Origin of the sequence: Pseudomonas sp. 8AS (assembly GCF_902506505.1) — a bacterium.
Taxonomy (GTDB): Bacteria; Pseudomonadota; Gammaproteobacteria; order Pseudomonadales; family Pseudomonadaceae; genus Aquipseudomonas.
The window spans coordinates 1,183,245-1,203,026 of record NZ_LR733406.1 but is presented as its reverse complement, the minus strand read 5'-3'; the positions used below and the strand labels follow the sequence as shown (position 1 = coordinate 1,203,026).

Sequence of the window (19,782 nt, the reverse complement as noted above, 5' to 3'; positions counted from 1 at the left end):
CGCCCTCGAGGCAGCGCCCGACTCAGCGATAGTCGCGGCAATCCAGCCAGTTCACCCCGGCCCCGTTGCTGGCCTGCAGCAGCCAGGGCAAGGCGCCGGCCGCCTTGTTGTGGATGTCGTGGAACAGCACGACGCCATGGCGCCACAGCAGCATCAGGGTCAGCACGCGCTGGCCGGCCGCTTCGGCGCCGACCTTGCTGCTCCAGTCCTGCGAGTCGATCTGCCACAGCGCCACCTGCAGGCCCTGGCCGGCGAAGAAGGCCTGGCTGTCGGCCTGGCGCTGGCCATAGGGCGGGCGGAACAACGGCACGTAAAGATCCGGCAACTCACGCTGCAGCAGCTCGCGGGTGCGGCTCACCGAGCCCTGCCAGTCGGCCCAGCCGGCATGCGACTTGTGTTCCCAGCCGTGGGAGGCCACGCACTGGCCGGCATACAGCTGGTTGAGGGCCGCGGCCGAGGTCTTCTGCAGGCGCTGCTGCAGGTTGCTGCCGAGCACATAGAAGGTGCCGTTGAGGCCCTGCTGGCGCAGCCAGGCGGCCAGCTTGTCACTGTTGCCGCCGACTGCCGTGGGGCCGTCGTCGAAGGTCAGGAGGAACTGCCTGTCGGCCAGTTCGTCACCGTTGCGTTCCCGGCTGGAGAACAGCGCGATCTCGCTGCTGATCCGCGGGAACAGCGCGGCCAGGCGCATCTGCTCGTTGAGGTAGCCGAGGTGGAAACGCTGGCTGGCCTCGGCCCAGGCGAAGTAGCGCGAGTCGGGAGCGATCACCCATTGCCGGGCCTGCTCGCGCAGCGCGGCGACATCCTGCGCCGGCTGGCAGAAGTCGCTGGCCGGCGTGCAGCTCTGCCGGGCGTAGCGGTAGTTCTCCAGCAGGCGCTGCCAGAAGCGTTCGCGCACCTGGGCAATCGACTGCAGATTGGCCGACTTCAGCCCCAGGCGGGTTTTCCAGGCGCTTTCGTCGAGCCCTTCGCTGGCCTGCAGGGCCTGGGCGAACATGAGGATTTCCGCGCGCGAGGCGCTATCGAAGGCGGCCTGGCCGTGCAGCGCTTCGGGCCAGGTGCCGCGATCGAGGGTGGCGAAAGTCGCAGGGCCGGCGGCCTGGGCGCTGGCGGCCAGCAGGCCGAGCCCCAGTAAAAGGGTTCTGATCAGCATGAGTTCCTTCCTTAGAATGAAAAACGCGCCCCCGAGGGAGCGCGTTGTCCGGATCGGCGATGGATCAACTGCGATCCTGCACCCGCAGGATGGCCTTGTCGTACACCGGATTGGCCTTCTGTTCCTTGGCCAGGTGGTAGTGGCGCAGGGCGTCGTCGAACTGCTCGGCCGCCTCGTAGATGCGCGCGATGTTGTAGTAGGAGCCGGCACGCACGGTGGCCGCGCTGGCGCCGCTGGCCAGGGCGATGGCCTTGCGGTTGGCCCAGATCGCCTCGGCGGTGCGCCCGGCCTTCTGGTAGGCCAGGCCGAGGTTGCCGTAGGCCTGGCCGTAGTTGGCGTCCAGTTCGATGGCCTGGCGGTAGAAGTCGATGGCCTGATCCAGCTGGCCGGCATGGTAGGCCGTCTCGCCCTGGCGGTTGAGCGCCTTGGCGTCGCCCTGGGCGGCTTGCGTGGCGGTCAGGCTGGCGATGCTCTGGCCTTCGTTCTGCAGCGGCTGGAGGATGCCGCCGATGGCGGCGCTTTCGCCGCTGATGCCCTGCAGCTGGTTGATGTCCTGGAAGTCGCCGTTGCCGGTGATGCGGAACACCGTCCACAGGTTGCCACGTTGGCCCTGCGGCACGTAGTAGGTGCGCACCAGCGACTGGCCGACATAGACGAACACCTTGGCCTGGCTGGCGCTCAGGGCATTGGCCGAGGGGTTGGTGCTGTTGATGAAGTCATGCACGGCGTACACGTAGGTTTCGCCGAAGCGCTTCTTCTGCAGGGTGATGGTTTCCGGGCCGTAGCTGTCGGTGTCGTCGACATCCAGGTTGGCCTGCTCGCCCAGCTTCTCGCCGAAGAACACATGGTTGCCCGGGTAGGCGACATGCGAATCGAGGTCGGCGGGCGCCTGGCCCCAGCTGAGCACCACGCGCATGCCGTCGAGGCTCTGCATCACCGGGCTGATGGCGTAGGTCATGCCCTTGCACGGGCACTTGGCGACCAGGTTGGAGTAGCCGGCCTTCTTGATGATCAGCAGGCTGGCGGCGTCATCGGCAAAGGCGCTGGTCAGGCTGACCTGGCCCTGGGCATTGGTCTTGCCGACCACGCTCTGCGCGCCGTTCTTCTGCAGCAGCACCTCGGCGTCGGCAATGCGCTGATCCTTGACCACGGCGCTGAGTACTTCGATGGGCAGCTGCTCGGCCTGGGCCAGGGCAGCGGTGGATGCGAACAGCAGGGATGCGATGGCGCGAGGGAGATAACTCACTGCGACCTCCTTGTCAGAGCGATGAATGGAAGACGCGGCCGGGCGACCGCGCGGCGGGCACTATAACCGCCAGGCAGCCGCCGCGTCTGTGACCGATCGCCCCGATACTGGAGCCGTACCCCGCAGCCGGCCTGTTAGAATCGCGCCACGTTTTCTGGAGACAACCCGATGCTGCTGGTGATTTCCCCCGCAAAGACCCTCGACTACGACACCCCGCCGGCCACCGCGCGCTTCACCCAGCCGCAGTTCCTCGACCACGCCCAGGAGCTGATCGGCCAGCTGCGCCAGATGAGCCCGCAGCAGATCGGCGAGCTGATGCACCTGTCGGACAAGCTCGCCGCCCTCAACGTGGCGCGCTACGGCAGCTGGCACCCGGACTTCACTCCGGCCAACGCCAAGCAGGCGCTGCTGGCGTTCAAGGGCGACGTCTACACCGGCCTCAATGCCGAGGACTTCAGCGAGGCCGACTTCGACTTCGCGCAAAGCCACCTGCGCATGCTCTCCGGCCTGTACGGCGTGCTGCGCCCGCTCGACCTGATGCAGCCGTACCGCCTGGAGATGGGCACCAAGCTGGCCAACGCCCGCGGCAACAACCTCTACGACTTCTGGGGCGAGCGCATCAGTGGCTGGCTCAATGACGCCCTGGCCGAACAGGGCGACGACGTACTGCTCAACCTGGCCTCCAACGAGTACTTCGGCGCGGTCAAGCGCAAGGCCCTGAAGGCGCGGATCATCGACACCGAGTTCAAGGACCTGAAGAACGGCCAGTACAAGATCATCAGCTTCTACGCCAAGAAGGCCCGCGGCCTGATGGCCCGCTACGTGATCAAGGAACGCCTGCGCGACCCGGCCGGCCTGAAGGACTTCACCTACGCCGGCTACCGCTACAGCGCCGAGCAGTCCAAGCCGGACAGCCTGGTATTCCTGCGCGACCAGCCGCCGGAATAATCGCCGGAGCAAGGCTGTAGGGGTGCCCGCGCCGGCACGCCAGGCCAGTCACTCTGGCCCGCAAGGCAAGTACAGGCGGCAAGGCCCTTGTGTAGGATGCGGGCAGGGGCCAGTCCCCGCCCCATAACAACAAGGAGCCAGCATGAGCCAGCCCGTCGTACTGATCACCGGATGTTCCAGCGGCATCGGCCGCGCCCTGGCCGACACCTTCAAGGGTGCCGGTTACCGGGTCTGGGCCTGCGCGCGCAAAGCCGCCGACCTGGACGCCCTCGGCGCCGCCGGCTTCGTCGCCGTGCCACTGGACGTCAACGACGCCCAGGCCGTGCAGCAGGCCGTCGCCCGCCTGCAGCAGGAAGCCGGGCGCCTCGACGTGCTGATCAACAATGCCGGCTACGGCGCCATGGGCCCGCTGCTCGATGGCGGTGCCGAGGGCATGCGCCAGCAGTTCGAGACCAACGTGTTCAGCCTGGTCGAGCTGACCCGTGCCTGCTTCCCGCTGCTGCGCGCCAGCCGTGGCCTGGTGGTGAATATCGGCAGCATCTCCAGCGTACTGGTGACCCCGTTCGCCGGCACCTACTGCGCCTCCAAGGCCGCCGTGCATGCGCTGTCCAGCGCCCTGCGCATGGAGCTGGCGCCGTTCGCCATCGGGGTCATGGAAGTGCAGCCGGGCGCCATCGCCTCCAGCTTCGGCAGCAACGCCAGCCAGGTCGCCGAACAGCTGCTCAGCGAGCGATCGCCCTGGTGGCCGCTGCGCGACGGCATCCGCGCCCGCGCCAATGCCTCCCAGGACAAGCCAACCCCGGCCAGCCGGTTCGCCGCCGACCTGCTGGCCGCCGTGCAACGCCCCCGGCGCCCCGCCCTGCTGCGCCTCGGCCATGGCTGCCTCAGCCTGCCACTGCTGGCGCGCTGGCTGCCGCGGCGCTGGCTGGAGGCCAGCCTGAAGAAACGCTTCGGCCTCGACGTCGCGCTGTAGCGAGCGGCCTGCGCCAGGCCCGCACGACCGCTCGACTCAGCGCTGCGGGCAGCTCGGCGGGCTGGCGCAGCGACCGCTGCCCGCGCTTCGCGGTTCCAGCGGCACCGCGAAACGCGGATCGTCCGGCGCCAGGCGCCGCACGCAGGCCCGTGCGGCGCTGGCCTGCTGCGGGCAACCGCGCTCGTTGAGCAGCTCGCTCAGGTTGAACCAGCCCACGGCAAAATCCCCCTGGCGACGCAGGCTCTCGCGCAGCGCCATCTCGGCGCCGTCCCGATCGCCGGCGGCGTAGCGCGCATTACCCAGGGCGAAGGCCGGCAACGGCTCGCTCGGCCAGTGCGCCGCCGCCGTGCGGTAGGCCCGCTCGGCGAGGGCGCGCTGGCCGGTTTCCTCCAGGTCGCTGGCCGCCTGCAGCCAGGCCGGCAGGCGGGCCTCCGGCGGCAGCCGGTCTGCCGGCAGGGTGACCACCGCCCAGCGCTCGGCGCGCGCCCAGGTCCTGTCGAAACTGGTGAAGTCGGTGACCCAGCGCCTGACCGTCGCCGAGCGCAGGATCAGTTCGCCACGCGACCGGTCATAGCCGACCAGTACGGCGAAGTGCCACTGCGGGTACCAGTCGAAGCCCAGGTTCTGCATCACCAGCACCGGATTGCCCGCCGCCACCTGAGCCAGCAGGGCATCCAGCTGCGGCTGCAGCGGATAGACCAGCAGCCCGTGCTGGCGCGCGGCGGCGACCAGTTCCAGCTTCAGGCTGCCCTTGCGCCCCGGCAGGTAGACCTGCGGCCGCAGGGCCTCGGGCGAGGTGTTCACCCCGCGCTGCACCAGCAGGGTGGCCAGCGCCGCGGGGCCGCACTGGTAGTCGTCCTGGGCAAAGAACGGCACCTCGTGCAGCTCCACCCGCTCGGGCAGGCGCTCGCTCTGCGGCGGCAGGCGAACCTGCCCGGCACAGCCGGCGAGCAACAGGGCCAGGCCCGCCAGGACAAGGTAGCCGGGCCTCAGCGCACGCATTTGACGAAGCTGAAGATATCCGTGGCGCAGAGCATGTCGGTGATGATGAAGATCACCAGCAGCAGGATGATGACGCCGATGATGCCGCCGGCCGGTTCCTGCGCCAGTTGCTGGTTGAACTGGGCCAGCTCGGCTGTCGTCAGGCGGTTGATGCGCTCTGCCACCTGCTGCCGATCGACCCCCAGTTCCTCCAGTTTCAGCTGCACTTGCTGGTCATCGAGCATGTTCAGCAACTGTTGCCGGTCGACCGGCTGGCGTTGTTCCTGCAGGACTTGCGGCGTGCCGAGCATGGCTGCCTGGGCCAGCGGCAGCTGGGCGAACAGGGCGAACTGCAGGGCCACCAGCACGGCGGCCAGGCGACGCACGAAGGCATGGGTAAGCATGGCGAGACTCCTCTTGGCGGGGTTAGCGGTTGACCGCGCCAGCGCCGCCGGGGTTCCCCGCCGGCATTGCCGGCTCGCCGGCTGCCGCGCACACTAGCGCCAGCCCCGCCGAAGACAGGCTTCGGCCGCCACCACAGGCTCGACCGACGCCATGCTCAGGCTCCATCACTTCGCCCTCTATCGCTACGCCCTGGGCGCCGCCGCGGCGGTGTTCGTCCTCAACCTGCTGGTGCGCGGCCTGCTCAAGCTCGGCGGCTATCCCGCCACCCTGCTGGTGGCCATCGCCGTCGCCCTCGGCCTGCGCTGGCTGTTCGCCCGCCTCGAAGGCCACCTGCCCCACCGTGGCCAGGCCTGGGGCCTGGCGCTGCTCTACGGCGGCGTGCTCGGGGTGCTGTACCTGGGCCTGTGGGGGCTGATGTGGCTGAAGGACGAGCCCGGGCGCATGGGCCAGCTGATCTTCGTCGTGCATTACCTGACCTACCCCATCAGCCTGGGGCTCGCCCTGCACCTGGGCCGGCGCGCGGACTGAGCGCCCGGTGCTGCTCTCGCAAGCCCAGGCCGGCCCGGCGCACACGCTGCCCTGCGAACTGCGCGACTACCCGCAGTGGCACCGCGGGCGCCAGCGCTATGCCGTCTGGTCGATCCCGGTCGAGTGCCCGGCCGTGCTGGCGCGCCTGCAGGTCGCGCGCGAGTTGCTCGGCGACTGGCTGCACCCGGCCTACCAGCGCCAGGCGCATATCACCCTGTTCGTCTGCGGCTTCATCGCGCCACGCCGCCAGCACGCGGACGATTTCACCGCGCCCCAGCTGGAGCGCCAGAGCCAGGCCCTGGCGCAGCTGCGCCCGCGCGCCTTCAGCCTGCAGATCGGCGGCCTGGACAGCTTCGCCAGCGCCGCTTTCCTGTAGGTCGCGGATCCGCGCCAGCAGTTGCCCCTGCTGCGCCGCCAGCTGGCCGGCGGCGCCACGGAAATCCGCCAGGCGCCCTACCACCCGCACCTGACCCTCGGCCTGTACCGCCAGCGCATCGCCGCCGCGGCCTGGCGCGAACGGGCGACCGCCCTGGCCGAGTTGCCGCCGCTGCCTCTGGCCGTGGAGAAACTGCACTACTGCAGCTACCAGGCGCAGCAGCTGTTCGGCCCGCTGCAGGTGGAGCGGCGCCTGCCCCTGGCAGACTGAGGGCGCGCGTTCGGATTCAGCTCTCCCCGGCCTCAGGCTCCCGCCCCCGGCGTGACGACACCTGCACCGAAGGGAAGCGAGCCGAGGCGAAACGCACCACCAGGATCGCCAGGCCGAGCAGCAGAATGGCGCCGGAGACATAGACCACGCCCATGTCCGGGCGATTGTGGTGCGAGACATCGGAAATCAGCAGGCGCGTCAGTGCGGTGATCGCCACATAGATGAGAAAGCGCACCGGCATGTGGTTGGTCTTGAAGTAGATGCCGACCATGGCCCCCAGTTCGAGGTAGATGAACAGCAGCAGGATGTCGTCGACCGTGATGTGGCCCTTTTCCAGCATGCCGAGAAAGGCGACCACCGAGGCCCAGGCGGTGATCGCGCCGATGCCGAACAGCGCCAGGTAGTGGAAGGCCTCCACCAGCAGATTGCCCAGGGACTGCGCCAGGGCATGCATGCCCTCCCGCAAGGAATCGACTTGTTGCAGTTTCACGCGTTCACTCCTGACTGGCTTGGAAAGGCCATGCTGGCCCCAACAGATGACGGTTATGCAGAATGGAGGCCAGCCTGCCGCCCGAGGCGGCGACGGGCAATGCTTCCATGGGAGTAGAAGCCGGGCTTGCACTGGGCCGCCACTTTCCAATACTGTATGCACATACAGCAAACTTGAACCGATACAGGAATGAGGTGATGAATGGCCGTCGAAGTGGTGTACCGCAGCAGCCGCGACCCGGAGCGCTTGTTCATGGATAAGGCCGAAGCCGATCGTTACGACAAGATGCTGGAACTGGCCGAAGCGCTCTCCGAGGCACTGCACAAGGCCGTGCCCAGCCTCAGCGAGCAGCAGGTGGAAGAGCTCGGCATCTTTATGGCGAAGAACCGCGACACCTTCGCCAAGGCCTTCAAGAACCAGCCCGAAGCCCTGGCCGAACTGGGCGCCGAAGCCGCCGAGTAAGCATGAGCGCCTGGCACCAATCGCCGCTGCTCGGCGCCAGCCCCCGCCACACCCTTGTGCGTGGCAGTGGCGAGCTGCGGTTGAAGCCGCGACCAGGAAAGCGCCATACTCGGGGCTGTCCATGGCAGACCAAGGTCTTGCCTAGCCCTTCAGCTCGACCGATAGCCGAACCATGACCCAGCCAACGCACAGCTCTCTTCCCGGTCTTCAGCTCAACGCTGAGCGGGATGCTGCTGCGTGCCTGTCGCTGACTTTCCCACCTGTCGCACCTCCCGCTGCACGCCGGGCCGGCACTCCGCCGCCGCCCCCTGCGTGCTCCGTTGCGGGCTGATACCCAGCCCGACTCCCGGCTCCGCCTCGCCTTCTGGCCGGCCCGTCCCACGTGACGAGCCGGCGGAGCCTGCTAAGCCTTTGCGACAGGTGATTCACCATGTATTTCGACAAGACCTTCTGGGGCGCCTGCGCCTCGACTGCGCTGTTCGTCCTGCTCTGGAGCAGCGGCGCGATCTTCGCCCGGCTCGGCCTGGACCATGCGTCCGCCTTCGCCCTGCTGACCCTGCGCTTCGCCCTGGCCCTCGGCGTTCTGCTGCTGATCGGCAGCCTCACCCGAACCTGGTTGCCGGCGCGCGGCCAGCGCTGGCGCACGGCCGTGACCGGCCTGCTGCTGATCGGCGGTTACTCCATCTGCTACCTGCTGGCGCTGGACCACGGGGTGACGCCAGGCGTGCTGGCCACCCTGCTCGGCGTGCAACCGATCCTCACCCTGCTCCTGCTGGAACGGCGCTTCGCCGCACTGCGCCTGCTCGGCCTCGGCCTGGCCATGGCCGGCCTGGTTCTGGTGGCGTGGCACAGCCTGCAGCAGGCGACGCTGAGCGCAACGGGGCTGGGCTATGCCCTGGCGGCGCTGGCCTGCATGACCGGCGGTGCGATCCTGCAGAAAGGCCTGGGGCAGACGCCCCTGCACACCTTGCCACTGCAATACGCCACGAGCCTGCTGGCCTGCGCCGCGCTGCTGCCGTTCCAGCCGTTCGTGGTGGACTGGTCGCTGGACCTGCTGCTGCCGCTGCTGTGGCTGGCCATCGTGATCTCGGTGGTTGCGCAGCTGCTGCTCTATCGCCTGATCCAGGCCGGCAACCTGGTCAACGTCACCAGCCTGTTCTATCTGGTGCCGGGCGTGACGGCGGCGATGGACTACCTGTTCCTCGGCAATGCCATGGGCGGGCTGAGCCTGATGGGCATGGCGGCGATCGTGCTGGGCCTGCTGCTGGTGTTTCGCAAAACCTAGCGGCTGGACTTGCCCTGCAGCCGCTTGCCAGGTGGCCGTTGGGACCACCCGCCAGACAAAACGCCCGCGGCAGTGATGCCACGGGCGTTTTGTCTGGTCGGTCTAGCGCTAGGTGCCGTACAGCAGGCGCTCGGCCAGCCGGTCGGCGACCCGCGCCGGCGAACACTTCTCGGCCTGGGCGTGGGCATAGAGCTCGTTCAGGCGCAGGCCGATCTGCGCCAGATGGGCGGTGATCGCCGGCAATCCCTCGCCGCGATGCTGCAGCGCCACGTAGATCAATCCGCCGGAATTGATCACGTAATCCGGCGCATAGAGGATGCCGCGCGCGTCCAGCTCGTCGGCAATCTCGCCCGTGGCCAGCTGGTTGTTGGCCGCACCGGCCACCGCCGCACACTGCAGGCCGGCCACCGTCTGCGCATCGAGCACGCCGCCCAGGCCGCAGGGGGCGAGGATGTCGCACGGGCTGCCCAGCAACGCCTCGGGCGCCACCGCACGGGCGCCCAGCTGCTCCACCGCCAGCTGCACCCGCCCGGCATCGAGGTCGCTGACCAGCAGTTCCACGCCGGCCGCCGCCAACTGCTCGGCCAGGGCGAAGCCGACATGCCCCAGGCCCTGCACTGCCACGCGCAGCCCATCCAGGTCAGCGCTGCCGAAACGCACCAGGGCAGTGCTGCGAATCCCCGCATACACGCCCATGGCGGTGTGCGGCGAGGGGTCGCCGGCGGCCGTGGTGCTGGTCACGTGCCGAGTGTGCTGGGCGATGCAGTCCATGTCGGCGCTGGAGGTGCCGCTGTCCACCGCGGTGATGTAGGCGCCGCCCAGCGACTCGATCATGCGGCCGAAAGCCTCGAACAGCGCGCCGCGGTTGTCGACATGCGCCGGGCGGATGATCACTGCCTTGCCGCCGCCCTGCGCCAGGCCGGCCAGCGCCGCCTTGTAGCTCATGCCGCGGGCCAGTTGGATGGCATCGCGCACGGCGCTGTCGGTATCGGCATAGGCCAGGTAGCGGCAGCCGCCGAGCGCGGGGCCGAGGCGACTGCTGTGGATGGCGATGATGGCCCTGAGGCCGGTGACCGGGTCCTGGGCGAGGTGCAAGGCTTCGAGCCGTGCGCTTTCCATCATGGCGAACATGCGAGTTTCCTTGCTGGCTTTACAGGCCAGTATAGGTAGGCCGCCCGGTTTGGCTGGGCTGGCTGGGCATAAGGCGGCCAAGCCTGATAACCGCCGCGCCGCAGATCCGCGGGGTGCGCCACGTGCAGCAACTAGGCACCAGCGCCAGAAGCCAGGGCGTCATCGGCAAAGCGCCGCAGCTCGGGATAGAAGGCGCGGAAATCCTCCTGCAACGGCTGGTACAACCGCTCCAGCTCAACCATCGCGCCGTCCAGCAACTGCGGGCGCGACAGGCGCCGGCTCATGCCCCACAGCACCTGCTCCAGCACGGCGAAATCGCGGTAGCTGCCCAGCCAGTCCTGCTGCGCCATGCGCGGGGCGATATGGGCCAGGCGTGCAGGCAATTGCGCCTGTTCGGCCAACACGGCATAGACCCGCGCGGTGAACTGCGGCAGCGGTTCGGCGGCGTAGTCCTGCCAGTGCCGGGCCAGGCAGTGGTCGAAGAACAGGTCGAGGAGAATCCCCGCAGTACGCCGCCGCTCGGCCGGAAAGCGGGCGCGAGCCTGCTCGGTCAGCGGGTGGCTGTCGGTGAAGGCGTCGATGCGCCGGTGCAGGCGGATGGCGGCCTCGATCTGTGGCGGGAAGCGCCCCTCCAGCCGGCCCTTGACGAAGTCGCCATACAGGCTGCCCAGCAGTTGCGCGGGCTGGTCGCCGCCCAGATGCAGATGGGCCAGGTAGTTCATGGCGCGGGCACGGCGAGCTGGCCGTTGCGCCAGGCATTGGGCGTCATCCCCAGCCAGCGGCGGAAAGTGCGGCTGAAGTTGCTGGTGTCCTGGTAGCCCAGGCGCTCGGCCACCGCCTCGACGCTCAGCGGGGTATTCAGCAGCAGCCAGCAGGCCAGCTCCTGGCGCACCTCGTCGAGCAGTTGCTGGTAGTTGCCGCCCTCCTCGCGCAGGCGGCGGATCAACGTGCGTTCGGACAGGTGATACTCGTCGGCCAGCTGGCCCAGGGTCGGGTAGCGCCCCTCGCAGGCCAGCAGACGCAGCTGCACGCGGGTGGTCCAGTCGCCACCTTCGCGCACGTCGAGCAGCTGGCGCTCGCAGTCGCGCAGGGCGATGCGCGCGGCCTGCGGGTCGGCACTCAGGCTCGGCCGATCCAGCCACGCCAGCGGCAGGCTGACGCTGTAGCAGTCGGCAGCAAACTCCACGCCCGGGCCGAGCAGCTCCCGGTAATGCGCCCCCCAGGCTGGCTCGGCAAAGGGGAAGGTGAAACGCAGCTCGCCCACCGGCAACGCGCCGCAGACCGCCTCGAGCAGACGCAGGAAGGTGCCGGCGATGGTCGCCAGGATGTGTTCGCGCACATCGCCCAGATCGAACTCCTCGTCGGCGCGCACGCAATAGCGTTCGCCCTCCAGGTAACCGGTCAGGCGCAGGCTGCTCAGGCGCAACACGCTGAAGCGCTCGAGCACCTGCAGCACACCACGCAGATCGGCGCAGGCCAGGGCCGCGTAGCCGACCGGGCCGTGGGCGGAAACCTGGGTTGCGCAGCCGACCTGCAGGCCCAGCCAGGGGCAGTCGGTGAGCTGCACGGCGCGCCGTACCAGGCGCTGCACCTGGGCGAAGTTGAGGGAGCGGTTGTCGCCGTGCAGCTGCGCCCAGTCCAGCCCGGTGCCAGCCAGGATCTGCGCCTCGTCGAAGCCGCGCTGGCGCAACGCGGCGCACAGCAGCCGCGCGTAGATCGGGTGCAGGCAGGGTTGCAGCGGGGAGACGGTCGAGCTCATGGCGTGATCCAGCAGCAGCCAGTCGAACTGTCACCTTATGACGATTAATTGCCCGACACAACGGTACGCCCCCTGGCCACGGCGGCGCATGCTGGGTACAGGTCGAAGAACCTCGGAGAAAACAATATGGATACCCTGCACCCCGCCCTGCCCTACCGTGACCGCAAGCGCCACCTGTGGCTGATGTCGCTGTTCGTCCCCAGCCTCGGCCTGATCGGCCCGGCGCTGTACCTGCTGGTTTCGGCCGACGTGTTCTGGCTGTGGCTGTCGCCGCTGTTCTTCTATTTCGGCATCCCGCTGCTCGATGCGCTGATCGGCGAGGATCAGAGCAATCCGCCGGAAGAGGCGGTGCCGGGCCTGGAAGCCGACGCCTACTACCGCTGGATCACCTACCTGCTGGTGCCACTGCTGTGGCTGGGTTTCATCCTCAACGCCACGTTCGTCGCCACCCAGGCGCTGCCCTGGTACGGCGTGCTGGCTATGATCATTTCCACCGGCGGCGGCCTGGGTTTCGCCATCAACCTGGGCCACGAGATGGGCCACAAGAAGAGCGAGCTGGAGCGCTGGCTGGGCAAACTGGCGCTGGCGCTGTGCTGCTACGGGCACTTCTTCGTCGAGCACAACCGCGGCCATCACCGCGACGTGGCCACCCCGGTCGACCCGGCGTCCTCGCGCATGGGCGAGCATATCTACCGCTTCCTCCTGCGCGAGATGCCCGGCGGCTACCGCCGCGCCTGGCAGCTGGAAAAAGAACGCCTGGCACGCTGCAACAAATCGGTGTGGAGCCTGGACAACGAAGTGCTGCAACCAGCGCTGATCAGCCTGGTGCTGTATGGGGGGCTGCTCGCCGTATTTGGCCTGGCGCTGCTGCCCTACCTGCTGCTCACCGCCTTCTGGGGCGGTTTCCAGCTGACCTCGGCCAACTACCTGGAGCACTACGGCCTGCTGCGGCGCAAGCTGGACAACGGCCGCTACGAGATCTGCCAGCCGCACCATTCGTGGAACAGCAACCACCTGTTCTCCAACTGGGCGCTGTTCCACCTGCAACGCCATTCCGACCACCACGCCCACCCGACCCGGCGCTACCAGTCGCTGCGCAACTTTCCCGATCTGCCGCGCCTGCCCAGCGGCTACTTCGGCATGTACCTGCTGGCCTACTGCCCGCCGCTGTGGTTTAGCGTGATGAACCCGCGCCTGCTGGCGGCAGTGAACCGCGATGTCACGCGGATCAACTTCCAGCCTGGCCTGCGCGAGCAGCTGATGCAGCGCTATGGCCTGCGGGAGCACGCGGCATGAGCCAGTACCAGTGCCCGGAGTGTGGCTACCGCTACGACGAAGCCCGTGGCGAACCCCATGAGGGCTATGCGCCTGGAACCACCTGGGAGGAACTGCCGGAGGATTTCACCTGCCCGGACTGCGCGGTGCGGGTCAAGGCGGACTTTTCCAAGCTGGAGGACTAGCGCGCAGCCCTTCTCCCCTCTTCTGCGGCAGCGAATGAATTCGCTGCCGCCATGCCCTTGCCTGCAGCACCCACACCAAACGCATCAGCCCTGTCGATAATCAGTATCGGCGCAAACGATCTCCATATCGGACTGAGCCGATATAGAGTTCGTCCCATCTCGATATACCGGTAACCCGCGTCATGGATACCCCGCTCGACTTCGACGAAATCATCAAGGCCCTGGCCCATCCCGTACGCCGGGAGATCCTGCAGTGGCTGAAGGAGCCGCACAAGCATTTTGCCGACCAGGAACACCCACTGGAATTTGGCGTATGCGCCGGCAAGTTCGAACGCTGTGGCCTGTCGCAGTCGAGCGTGTCAGCCCACCTCGCCACCCTGCAGCGGGCCAACCTGGTGACCAGTCGCAAGGTCGGCCAGTGGAGTTTCTTCAAGCGCAACGAGGAGGTCATTCAGGCCTTTCTGAAAGACTTCAGCACTCAACTCTAAACACCCAGCCTGCCCCGCCAGGCCAATCCGTTCACCCCGTTTCAGGAGCCGGCCCATGCCGCTTTCGCTTCTCGTCCTCGCTTTGTCCGCGTTTGCCATCGGCACCACGGAATTCGTCATCATGGGCCTGCTGCCGGACGTCGCCGCCGACCTCGGCGTGAGCATTCCCGGCGCCGGCTGGCTGGTCACCGGCTACGCCCTGGGCGTGGCCATCGGCGCGCCGTTCATGGCCATGGTCACCTCGAACTGGCCACGCAAGGCCGCCCTGCTGGCGCTGATGGGCATTTTCATCCTCGGCAACCTGCTGTGTGCCACAGCCGGCGACTATGAACTGCTGATGATCGCCCGGGTGGTCACCGCCCTCTGCCACGGCGCCTTCTTCGGCATCGGCTCGGTGGTCGCCGCCAGCCTGGTGCCGGAAAACCGCAAGGCTTCGGCGGTGGCGCTGATGTTCACCGGCCTGACCCTGGCCAACGTGCTCGGCGTGCCGCTGGGCACCGCCCTCGGCCAATACGCCGGCTGGCGCTCGACCTTCTGGGCGGTGACGGCCATCGGCGTGCTGGCCCTGATCGGCCTGTGGCGCGTGCTGCCGGCCAAGCGCGACGAACAGCCGGCCGACCTGCGCAGCGAACTGGCAGCCCTGCGTGGCCTCGGCTTCTGGCTGGCGCTGTCGACCACCGTACTGTTCTCCGCCGCGGTATTCGCGCTGTTCACCTACATCGCCCCGTTGCTCGGCGAGGTCACCGGCGTGTCGCCTAGCGGCGTCACCTGGAGCCTGCTGCTGATCGGCCTCGGCCTGACCCTGGGCAACCTGCTCGGCGGCAAGCTGGCCGACTGGCGCCTGGCGACCACCCTGTGCGGCGTGTTCATCGCCCTGGCGCTGCTCTCCAGCCTGTTCAGCTGGACCAGCCTGGCGCTGGTCCCGGCCGAGATCACCCTGTTCCTCTGGGCCACCGCCGCCTTCGCCGCCGTGCCGGCGCTGCAGATCAACGTGATGACCTTCGGCCAGGCCGCGCCCAACCTGGTTTCGACCCTGAATATCGGCGCCTTCAACCTGGGCAACGCCCTCGGCGCCTGGGTCGGTGGCCTGGTCATCAGCCAGGGCCTGGGCCTGACCAGCGTGCCACTGGCCGCCGCCGTGCTGGCCGGCCTGGCCCTGCTCGCCACCCTGCTGACCTTCTCTGTCGGCAACGCCTCTGGCGCTGCCATCGCCGTCCCCAACTGACCCACCCGCGGAGATCCATCCCATGCCCACCCTCTTCGACCCCATCCAGATCGGCGATCTAGAACTGCCGAACCGCATCATCATGGCCCCGCTGACCCGTTGCCGCGCCGACGCAGGCCGCGTGCCCAACGCGCTGATGGCCGAGTACTACGTGCAGCGCGCCTCGGCCGGGCTGATCATCAGCGAGGCCACCTCGGTCACGCCGATGGGCGTCGGCTACCCGGACACCCCCGGCATCTGGTCGGACGACCAGGTGCGTGGCTGGCACAACGTGACCAGCGCCGTGCATGCCCACGGCGGGCGCATCGTCCTGCAGCTGTGGCACGTCGGGCGCATCTCCGACCCGCTGTACCTGGACGGCGAACTGCCGGTGGCACCGAGCGCGATCAAACCGGCCGGGCATGTCAGCCTGGTGCGGCCGATCAAGGACTTCGTCACCCCGCGCGCCCTGGAAACCGAGGAAATCGCCGAGATCGTCGAGGCCTACCGCAGCGGCGCGGAGAACGCCAAGGCCGCCGGCTTCGACGGGGTGGAAATCCACGCGGCCAACGGTTACCTGCTCGACCAGTTCCTCCAGGACAGCACCAACCAGCGCAGCGACCAGTACGGCGGCAGCCTGGAGAACCGCGCGCGCCTGCTGCTGGAAGTCACCGATGCGGTGCTCAGCGTCTGGGAACCCGGCCGTGTCGGCGTGCACCTGTCGCCGCGGGCGGACCTGCACGACATGGGCGACAGCAACCGTGCCGAGACCTTCGGCTATGTGGCACGTGAACTGGGCAAGCGCCAGATCGCCTTCATCTGCGCCCGCGAGCGGATCGCCGACGACAGCCTGACCCCGCAGCTCAAGGAGGCCTTCGGCGGCGTGTTCATCGCCAACGAGCGCTTCACCAAGGCCCAGGCCAACGCCTGGCTGGCCGAAGGCAAGGCCGATGCGGTGGCGTTCGGCGTGCCCTTCATCGCCAACCCGGACCTGGTCGAGCGCCTGGCCAGCGACGCGCCGCTGAACGAGCCGCGCCCGGAGCTGTTCTACGCCCAGGGCCCGGCGGGCTATATCGACTACCCGCGGCTGTAGCGGTCAGCCGCAACGAAAAGCCCTGCTAGACAGACCGTGTGAAAACCTAGCCGCCTGCGGCCGGGCTGAAGACAAGGCCTACAACCTGACAAGGGCCATCAATCTGCTCGGCGCTCGCCGGCTGATCGAACGGATGGACTGAGTCCCGGCTTTCCATTTTCCACCACCCAGAAACAGCAACGCCCCGAACCAGTCGGGGCGTTGCTGTGGCCTGCGAAGCGGGGCTTGCATCGACATCAATAATGCGGCGGCGGTGCCTCGCCTTCTTCTATACCGAACTGCCCCTGCATCTCTTCCTGGCGGCGCGCCAGGGCTGCCAGCTGCAATTGCAAACGCTCGACCAGGCGCTGCTGCTCGACCAGCACATCGTTGAGGGCGGCAATGGTGTCATCCTGAAAGGCCTGGCGGCTTTCCAGCTCAATGATTCGCTGCTCCAGGCTCATGCCTCACTCCTCGACAAAACGGAAGTCGGCCGCCAGCACCAGGCGCAGGCGCTCGCGCACTGCGGCGATCTGCTCGGCGCTGTAGGCCTTCGCGGGATGCTTGCCCCATACCGGAGCAGGCCAGGCCGCATCCTCGCGGCGGCGCACGATCACATGCATGTGCAGCTGGCTGACCACATTGCCCAGCGTGGCCACGTTCATCTTGTCGGCCACGAATACATCCTTGAGGGTTTCCGCCAGACGCGTGGTCTCCTGCCAGAGCGCCTGCTGGTCGGCCATATCGAGCTGGAACAGCTCGCTGACCGCCTCGCGCCGCGGCACCAAGATGAACCAGGGATAATTGGCATCGTTCATCAACAGCAGGCGACAGAGGGGAAAATCGCCAATCGGCAGGGTATCCTGCTGCAAACGCGAATCCAGGGTAAACATCGGGAGCCTTCCTCGAACAAGAGTCCACGCGGACTTAGACGACAAGGATAACGGGAGAATCGCGCCAGTTCACCCAGGCTCGCAGGCACAGGCCAAACGCGCCAAATCAAGGCAGAGCAGCGACCCTGCACCAGTTCCCCGCAGAGGCAGGCTCGGTAGCCGTCTCAGCCGCGGCAACACTGATACCGTTCGACTCACTGCCACCCACCTCCGGCAAATTCGGGCAGACACCAAGCACAACAATGCTGCACCAGCCCGCAAGCGCACCAAAAACGCGCACACAAGGCCTCTCAGTGGCCGATGGAACGTTACCCGAACCATCCGCAAGAGCGAGTGAACCACTTTCGGTAACGCACACACGGGCCGCCACACGACACGACAAGCAATCGCCGGGCAGCACGATGGGCCCCGGTTATCGGCACGAACAGACCGACATAGGCACTTTTCAGCCTACTGAGCGGTCGGTCAAAGAAGTTTTTCCCGGCACTTGGCATTTTGTGCACGGATGTTGCTTTGTTACACAGACAGTCGGCGATAGCTCCACCCGGATCGGTGCGACGCCCATCGCCAAGTGCCCTGGAAGGGCCTAAGCGATTGGATTTGCAGACCTTTAAGGGGGAGTCGAAGCATGGCTCAAGCGGCAAAAACTTACAGAACTGCGACATCGCAGATGCAGTTTTGCGACGTATCGGTAAATAAAATGTAGGTAGTCGGCGGCAAGTGTCGCCAACAAAGTTGCCGTGCTATAAGTTTAGCGCCGACACAAAAAGAAAGAGCCGCCTTAAATCAATAGGTAGCGAGAATCTTCTAAACCAAAGGAGCAATCACAATGCAAGTGATGAAGTGGAGCGCACTGGCCCTGGCCGTGACCGCCGGTACCACCCAGCTGGCTTTTGCCAGCGCACAGTCCGAATCCAAGGGCTTCGTTGAAGACAGCAGCTTCGATATCTTCAACCGCGCGCTGTACATGAACCGTGATTTCAAGCATGGAGCCGACTCCAGCACCGACGGGTACAACAGCCGTGAGAACGGTTACCTCGAAGAAACCGGCCTGGGCATTCGCCTGCTGTACGAATCCGGCTTCACTCAGGGCCTCGTAGGCTTCGGCGTGGACGCCCACTCCCTGTCCAGCATCAAGATTGACAGCGGTCGCGGCCGCTACGGCACTGGCCAGTTCGACCAGACCAGCGACGGTCGTGGCGACGATACCCAGACCGAAGTTGGCGGCGCGTTCAAGATGCGCCTCTCCGATACCGTCCTGAAGTACGGCAACCAGTTTGTCGCCAGCCCGGTATTCTCCACCGACGACAGCCGCATCCTGCCGGAAGTCGCCACCGGTACCTACATCGTCAGCAACGAAATCGAAGGCCTGGAGCTGAGCGCAGGCCGCTTCACCGGCCTGAGCAGCCAGAAATCGACCGACCGCGACACCGCTGAACTGAAGGCCGCCGACATCGTTGGCGCCAGCTATGCTTTCACCGACAACTTCAGCGCCGCCATCCACGCTGCCGACGTCGAAGACTACTGGAAGAAGTACTACGGCAACCTGAACTACAACCTGCCGCTGGCGGAAGAGCAGGCCCTGAACTTCGACTTCAACATCTACAAGACCGATTACGAAAAGAGCTATATCGAATCCGCCACCACCGAAAAGGATGATGATGGCAATGTAACCACTCCTGGCGTACGCGAGTCTCGCGACAACACCATCTGGAGCCTGGCAGCCGCCTACAGCCTGGGCGCCCACAAGTTCACCCTGGGTTACCAGCAATCCCAGGGCGATCGTGGTTACGACTACGGCGTCGATGGCGGCGGCACCGTGTGGCTGGCCAACTCCGTACAGTTCTCCGACTTCAACGGCGAAGACGAGCGCTCCTATCAGGCTCGTTACGACCTGGACATGGCCACTTACGGCGTTCCAGGCCTGAGCTTCATGACTCGCTACATCACTGGTGACAACATCGAAACCGGTTCGAGCGAAGAAGGCAAAGAGCACGAGTGGAACTTCGAAACCAAGTACGTTGTTCAGGACGGTGCAGCTAAAGACCTGTCCTTCCGCGTTCGTCACGCCGTCTGGCGCGCCAACGATGCTTACAACTCTTATAGCTCCGACCTCAACGACACCCGCCTGATCGTCGAGTACCCGCTGGACGTGCTGTAAGTCCTAGCGCTACTGCAATCAGTGCAAAAAGAACCCGGCCTAGGCCGGGTTCTTTTTTATCCGCACTTAAAGGGGCAAGGCATAGGTGCCCGTCACATGCGCCACCAGCTCCTCCTCTGCCCCGAGCGAATACAGCAGCACCTCGCATACCGCCTGTCGGCGTGACAGGCGCAGAATGCGTGCCTGCGCCAGCAGGTCGACCGGCTTAGGCTTGGCCAGAAAGTTGATGTTCAGGTTGGACGTCACCGCCATCTCCACCCGCCCCAGGCGCCCCAGCACCACCGCATACATGGCCGCATCGGCCAGCGACATGATGGTCGGCCCGGACAGGGTTCCGCCCGGCCGCACCAGTTTGCCGTGAAATGGCACCCTGGCCAGCGCCAGATCCGCGCTCAGGCGATCGATGCGCAGATCGATATCCTCGGCCATCGGCACCCCGGCGCGAATCAGCGCCTGTACCTGCTCCGCAGTCAATTCGGCCACCTTCTACTCCTGGTCTG

Annotated in this window: 23 protein-coding genes and 1 pseudogene; 13 read left to right on the top strand and 11 right to left on the bottom strand. The window is 66.8% G+C overall.

Annotated elements, in window-relative coordinates:
• Positions 1 to 22: 22 nt before the first annotated feature.
• Both GV001_RS05595 and GV001_RS05590 read right to left on the bottom strand, forming a co-directional pair.
• On the bottom strand, positions 23 to 1,150 hold the full coding sequence (locus GV001_RS05595; RefSeq protein WP_160078655.1) for a polysaccharide deacetylase family protein: 1,128 nt from the start codon (positions 1,148 to 1,150) through the stop codon (positions 23 to 25).
• A gap of 64 nt (positions 1,151 to 1,214) precedes the next feature.
• Positions 1,215 to 2,375, bottom strand: a complete 1,161-nt coding sequence (locus tag GV001_RS05590; protein ID WP_160083194.1) for a YfaP family protein — start codon at positions 2,373 to 2,375, stop codon at positions 1,215 to 1,217.
• Between the two features lie 189 nt (positions 2,376 to 2,564).
• Between GV001_RS05590 and yaaA the strand changes: the two genes are divergently transcribed.
• Positions 2,565 to 3,344, top strand: coding sequence for a peroxide stress protein YaaA (gene yaaA, locus GV001_RS05585; protein ID WP_160078654.1), 780 nt, complete (start codon positions 2,565 to 2,567; stop codon positions 3,342 to 3,344).
• Positions 3,345 to 3,486: 142 nt separating this feature from the next.
• Positions 3,487 to 4,317, top strand: a complete 831-nt coding sequence (locus GV001_RS05580; protein ID WP_160078653.1) for an SDR family oxidoreductase — start codon at positions 3,487 to 3,489, stop codon at positions 4,315 to 4,317.
• A gap of 36 nt (positions 4,318 to 4,353) precedes the next feature.
• Here the strand turns inward: GV001_RS05580 and GV001_RS05575 are convergent, their stop codons facing one another.
• Together GV001_RS05575 and GV001_RS05570 are read right to left on the bottom strand one after the other, a co-directional pair.
• Positions 4,354 to 5,319, bottom strand: a complete 966-nt coding sequence (locus GV001_RS05575; RefSeq protein ID WP_160078652.1) for a PA2778 family cysteine peptidase — start codon at positions 5,317 to 5,319, stop codon at positions 4,354 to 4,356.
• Positions 5,307 to 5,702 (bottom strand): PA2779 family protein, encoded by a 396-nt coding sequence (locus GV001_RS05570; protein WP_160078651.1) that lies wholly within the window; start codon positions 5,700 to 5,702, stop codon positions 5,307 to 5,309. Before GV001_RS05570 ends, GV001_RS05575 begins: the two co-directional genes overlap by 13 nt.
• Before the next feature lie 151 nt (positions 5,703 to 5,853).
• On the opposite strand from GV001_RS05570, the gene GV001_RS05565 reads away from it, so the two are divergent.
• From GV001_RS05565 to GV001_RS05555, 3 genes and pseudogenes are all read left to right on the top strand, one after another.
• The gene (locus GV001_RS05565) at positions 5,854 to 6,231 is read left to right on the top strand and encodes a hypothetical protein (RefSeq protein WP_160078650.1); all 378 of its coding nucleotides are present in this window, start codon (positions 5,854 to 5,856) and stop codon (positions 6,229 to 6,231) included.
• Positions 6,232 to 6,238: 7 nt separating this feature from the next.
• Complete coding sequence (locus GV001_RS05560; protein WP_160078649.1) at positions 6,239 to 6,607, top strand: hypothetical protein; 369 nt, start codon at positions 6,239 to 6,241, stop codon at positions 6,605 to 6,607.
• Between the two features lie 18 nt (positions 6,608 to 6,625).
• Positions 6,626 to 6,877 (top strand): annotated as a pseudogene (locus GV001_RS05555) (hypothetical protein); the annotation flags it as partial.
• A gap of 16 nt (positions 6,878 to 6,893) precedes the next feature.
• Here the strand turns inward: GV001_RS05555 and GV001_RS05550 are convergent.
• A complete protein-coding gene (locus GV001_RS05550; RefSeq protein WP_218573300.1) occupies positions 6,894 to 7,331 on the bottom strand; it encodes a phosphate-starvation-inducible protein PsiE in 438 nt (145 codons plus the stop codon).
• A 237-nt stretch (positions 7,332 to 7,568) separates the two neighbouring features.
• Between GV001_RS05550 and GV001_RS05545 the strand changes: the two genes are divergently transcribed.
• Complete coding sequence (locus GV001_RS05545; protein WP_160078646.1) at positions 7,569 to 7,829, top strand: YebG family protein; 261 nt, start codon at positions 7,569 to 7,571, stop codon at positions 7,827 to 7,829.
• Positions 7,830 to 8,259: 430 nt separating this feature from the next.
• Positions 8,260 to 9,114 carry a DMT family transporter gene (locus GV001_RS05540; RefSeq protein WP_160078645.1) on the top strand — a complete coding sequence of 285 codons (855 nt, stop codon included), beginning with the start codon at positions 8,260 to 8,262 and terminating at the stop codon, positions 9,112 to 9,114.
• Between the two features lie 108 nt (positions 9,115 to 9,222).
• Here the strand turns inward: GV001_RS05540 and GV001_RS05535 are convergent, their stop codons facing one another.
• From GV001_RS05535 to GV001_RS05525, 3 genes are all read right to left on the bottom strand, one after another.
• Positions 9,223 to 10,245: a Glu/Leu/Phe/Val dehydrogenase dimerization domain-containing protein gene (locus GV001_RS05535; RefSeq protein WP_160078644.1), complete on the bottom strand. Its 1,023-nt coding sequence runs from the start codon at positions 10,243 to 10,245 to the stop codon at positions 9,223 to 9,225.
• Between the two features lie 131 nt (positions 10,246 to 10,376).
• Positions 10,377 to 10,967 carry an ACP phosphodiesterase gene (locus tag GV001_RS05530; protein WP_160078643.1) on the bottom strand — a complete coding sequence of 197 codons (591 nt, stop codon included), beginning with the start codon at positions 10,965 to 10,967 and terminating at the stop codon, positions 10,377 to 10,379.
• Complete coding sequence (locus tag GV001_RS05525) at positions 10,964 to 12,004, bottom strand: AraC family transcriptional regulator (protein ID WP_160078642.1); 1,041 nt, start codon at positions 12,002 to 12,004, stop codon at positions 10,964 to 10,966. Before GV001_RS05525 ends, GV001_RS05530 begins: the two co-directional genes overlap by 4 nt.
• A 126-nt stretch (positions 12,005 to 12,130) precedes the next feature.
• On the opposite strand from GV001_RS05525, the gene GV001_RS05520 reads away from it, so the two are divergent.
• From GV001_RS05520 to GV001_RS05500, 5 genes are all read left to right on the top strand, one after another.
• Complete coding sequence (locus GV001_RS05520; RefSeq protein ID WP_160078641.1) at positions 12,131 to 13,300, top strand: alkane 1-monooxygenase; 1,170 nt, start codon at positions 12,131 to 12,133, stop codon at positions 13,298 to 13,300.
• Positions 13,297 to 13,464, top strand: coding sequence for a rubredoxin (locus GV001_RS05515; protein WP_160078640.1), 168 nt, complete (start codon positions 13,297 to 13,299; stop codon positions 13,462 to 13,464). Before GV001_RS05520 ends, GV001_RS05515 begins: the two co-directional genes overlap by 4 nt.
• A 182-nt stretch (positions 13,465 to 13,646) precedes the next feature.
• Entirely contained in the window at positions 13,647 to 13,952 is a 306-nt protein-coding gene (locus GV001_RS05510; protein WP_160078639.1) for a helix-turn-helix transcriptional regulator, read from the top strand.
• Positions 13,953 to 14,007: 55 nt separating this feature from the next.
• Positions 14,008 to 15,177 carry an MFS transporter gene (locus GV001_RS05505; protein ID WP_160078638.1) on the top strand — a complete coding sequence of 390 codons (1,170 nt, stop codon included), beginning with the start codon at positions 14,008 to 14,010 and terminating at the stop codon, positions 15,175 to 15,177.
• A gap of 22 nt (positions 15,178 to 15,199) precedes the next feature.
• Complete coding sequence (locus GV001_RS05500) at positions 15,200 to 16,249, top strand: alkene reductase (RefSeq protein ID WP_160078637.1); 1,050 nt, start codon at positions 15,200 to 15,202, stop codon at positions 16,247 to 16,249.
• A 236-nt stretch (positions 16,250 to 16,485) separates the two neighbouring features.
• Here the strand turns inward: GV001_RS05500 and GV001_RS05495 are convergent, their stop codons facing one another.
• Both GV001_RS05495 and GV001_RS05490 read right to left on the bottom strand, forming a co-directional pair.
• Entirely contained in the window at positions 16,486 to 16,692 is a 207-nt protein-coding gene (locus GV001_RS05495; protein WP_160078636.1) for a SlyX family protein, read from the bottom strand.
• 3 nt (positions 16,693 to 16,695) lie between these two features.
• Positions 16,696 to 17,121 (bottom strand): HIT domain-containing protein, encoded by a 426-nt coding sequence (locus GV001_RS05490; RefSeq protein WP_160078635.1) that lies wholly within the window; start codon positions 17,119 to 17,121, stop codon positions 16,696 to 16,698.
• Positions 17,122 to 17,950: 829 nt separating this feature from the next.
• On the opposite strand from GV001_RS05490, the gene GV001_RS05485 reads away from it, so the two are divergent.
• On the top strand, positions 17,951 to 19,282 hold the full coding sequence (locus GV001_RS05485; protein WP_160078634.1) for an OprD family porin: 1,332 nt from the start codon (positions 17,951 to 17,953) through the stop codon (positions 19,280 to 19,282).
• Between the two features lie 66 nt (positions 19,283 to 19,348).
• Here the strand turns inward: GV001_RS05485 and GV001_RS05480 are convergent, their stop codons facing one another.
• Positions 19,349 to 19,756 carry a PaaI family thioesterase gene (locus tag GV001_RS05480; RefSeq protein WP_160083192.1) on the bottom strand — a complete coding sequence of 136 codons (408 nt, stop codon included), beginning with the start codon at positions 19,754 to 19,756 and terminating at the stop codon, positions 19,349 to 19,351.
• Positions 19,757 to 19,782: the final 26 nt, after the last annotated feature.